Annotated in this window: 3 protein-coding genes; all 3 read left to right on the plus strand. The window is 74.8% G+C overall.

What is annotated here, in order from left to right; translation table 11 throughout:
• On the plus strand, positions 1 to 1,143 hold a 1,143-nt coding region (locus AB0N76_RS39670; RefSeq protein ID WP_363565722.1), incomplete at its 5' end, for a DUF4190 domain-containing protein.
• A 144-nt stretch (positions 1,144 to 1,287) separates the two neighbouring features.
• Complete coding sequence (locus AB0N76_RS39675; RefSeq protein ID WP_363565723.1) at positions 1,288 to 1,479, plus strand: SPOR domain-containing protein; 192 nt, start codon at positions 1,288 to 1,290, stop codon at positions 1,477 to 1,479.
• Positions 1,480 to 1,545: 66 nt separating this feature from the next.
• Complete coding sequence (locus tag AB0N76_RS39680; RefSeq protein ID WP_363565724.1) at positions 1,546 to 1,944, plus strand: NUDIX domain-containing protein; 399 nt, start codon at positions 1,546 to 1,548, stop codon at positions 1,942 to 1,944.
• Positions 1,945 to 2,425 lie beyond the last annotated feature (481 nt).

The raw sequence follows: 2,425 nt of genomic DNA on the forward strand, positions 1-2,425 counted from the left end.
CCGCCGGCCGGCCCGGGCCCCGCCGCCCCGGCGGCCACCGGCTGGGCGGCCGTCACCCCCGCCGCCCAGGGCGGCTTCCAGCCCGGCTTCGCCTACCCCGGCGCCCCCACGGTCACCAACGGCTTCGCCATCGCCGCCCTGGTCACCGGTCTGCTCTGCATGTGGCCGCTCTCGCTCGCCTTCGCCATCGTCGCGCTGGTCCAGATACCCAAGCGCAACGAGAAGGGCAAGGGCATGGCCGTCACCGGCCTGGTCTTCGGCGTCCTCGGGGTGATCGCCAGCCTGGTCGCGTTCATCGGCCTCGCCGCGCTCGGCTTCGAGGAGCGGCAGTACGCGGACCAGCGCCGCGGGCCGTCGGGCTCGATCTCCGTGAACGACCTGCGGACCGGCGACTGCTTCAACCAGCCGCCGTTCAGCCCCGGCCGCAAGGCGGAGTCCTCCAGCATCTACTGGGTCCACGTGGTGCCGTGCTCGGCCCCGCACCACGGCGAGGTGGCGGGCAGCTCGAACTTCCCCCGCGGTGCCGCGTACCCGAGCGCGAGCGAGATCGGCAAGGAGACCGACCGGCTCTGCGCGCCGGTGCGCGACGAGTACGCGCTCGACTCCTGGCAGATCCCCGACGGCATGCTGCCGTACTTCTACTACCCGAGCTCGGAGGGCTGGCGGACCGGCGACCGGCGGGTGACCTGCACCTTCCTGGACGAGGACGCGGAGCACGTGGGCACCGTCCACACCGACCGGTCCAAGCTCACCCGCCCGCAGCTGGCCTACCTGGACGCCGTCCAGAACTACAACAACGGGCTCGGCTACCAGCCCGAGGCGGACGTCGCGGAGGACCCGACCGCGTACCGGAACTGGGCGAAGGGCATGGCCGCCGCCTCCCGCAAGGAGGCCGCGGAGCTGTCCTCGACCACCACGCCCTGGCCGGACGCGGTGAAGCCCAAGCTGAACGAGCTGAGCGGGATCCAGCTGGAGGCCGCGAACGCCTGGGACGCCGCCGCCAAGGCCGCCGACCCGGACGCGATCGAGCGTGAGGTGCGGAAGGCCACGGCGCTGTCGGGCAAGAGCTACAAGGTGGCGGTCGAGATCCGCCGCGAGCTGGGGCTGTCGACCGGCGAGAAGGTCCCCGACATCCGGGTCTGACCCGCGTCTACCGGCCGGTAACCGTCTTACCGGCCGTTAACCGCGCCCGTACCTGCCGGTAGCGAATCCGGCGTAGTGTCCCTGGAGCCCGGCCCCCGACCCGACCCCCACGCGGGCCGGGGGCCGGGTTCTAGCCTTTTCCGCATGGACACCACGGACACCTTTCGGGTGATGCGGCAGGACGACAACGGCAACCGGTTCCTGGTCGTCGGGGGAGTCGAGCGGGAGGGGGCCGAGCGGATCGCGGCCGAGCTGGAGGCGCGCGGCCACAAGCAGCTGTACTGGGTCGAGGCCGAGCCGCCCGGCGCGTCCGAGGCGAAGGGGCCGGACGCGTAGCGCGTCCGTCAGGCACAGGCCCTAGGGTCGACGACCGTGAACGACACGACCGTGAACGACACGACCATGGACGCGGAGAACCGGCTCGTCGTCGGGGGCGCGCTGATCCACCGGGGGCGGGTGCTCGCCGCCCGGCGGAGCAGGCCGGCCGAGGTGGCGGGGCGCTGGGAGTTCCCGGGCGGCAAGGCCGAGCCCGGTGAGACCGAGACCGAGGCGCTGGAGCGCGAGCTGATGGAGGAGCTGGGTGTCCGGGCCCGGGCGCTCACCCGGCTGCCCGGGGCCTGGCTGGTCCGGCCCGGACTGGAGCTGCGGCTCTGGGCCGCCGAGCTGCTCTCCGGCGAGCCGCGGCCGCTGCTGGAGCACGACGAGCTGCGCTGGCTCGGCCCCGACGAGCTGGCCGAGGTCGACTGGCTCGACCACGACCGCGAGGTCCTCCCCGAGGTGGCCCGCCTGCTGGAACCCTGAACCGGACGGCCGGTCCCGGCCACCGCCGCGACGCGTGGAACGCGGCGGGCCGGGCAAAGGGAAAAGGCGACGCGCCGACCGGGATAGCCTTGGTCTTGCTGGGTATGTCACTTTTCGGCACTATTCGTCACCATCGGTGAGCCGCCCCAGCCGGCGCCGCCGATCCCGACCAGAGCCGGAGGCCCCGTCGGTGTCGAGTACCGGTAACGGCGGCGGGGGAGCACGGCGCGCGGGCGCCGGAGGGAGCGCCGCCGCCCGCGCCCGGCTGCGGCGGGGCACGGAGCGCGGCACGGAGCGCGGCACCGCCCGCGGGACGGGCGCCCGCGCCGAGGCCCCGGCCCCGACGGCCCCCGCCCCTCCCGCGGGCCCGGCCCCGGCCCGGCCCGCGCCGTCCCTGACGGTGCCTGACCCGGCTCCGCCGAGCGGCGAGCACCCGCCCCCGGTGGATCAGCGCGCCCCCGACGACGAGCCGGTTCTCCGC

This window comes from Kitasatospora sp. NPDC093806 (genome assembly GCF_040683335.1).
Taxonomy (GTDB): domain Bacteria; phylum Actinomycetota; class Actinomycetes; order Streptomycetales; family Streptomycetaceae; genus Kitasatospora.

Excerpts from the sequence above, each read along its gene's own strand:
- AB0N76_RS39675 (WP_363565723.1), top strand. The coding sequence starts at position 1,288 with ATGGACACCACGGACACCTTTCGGGTGATGCGGCAGGACGACAACGGC.
- AB0N76_RS39680 (WP_363565724.1), top strand. The coding sequence starts at position 1,546 with ATGGACGCGGAGAACCGGCTCGTCGTCGGGGGCGCGCTGATCCACCGG.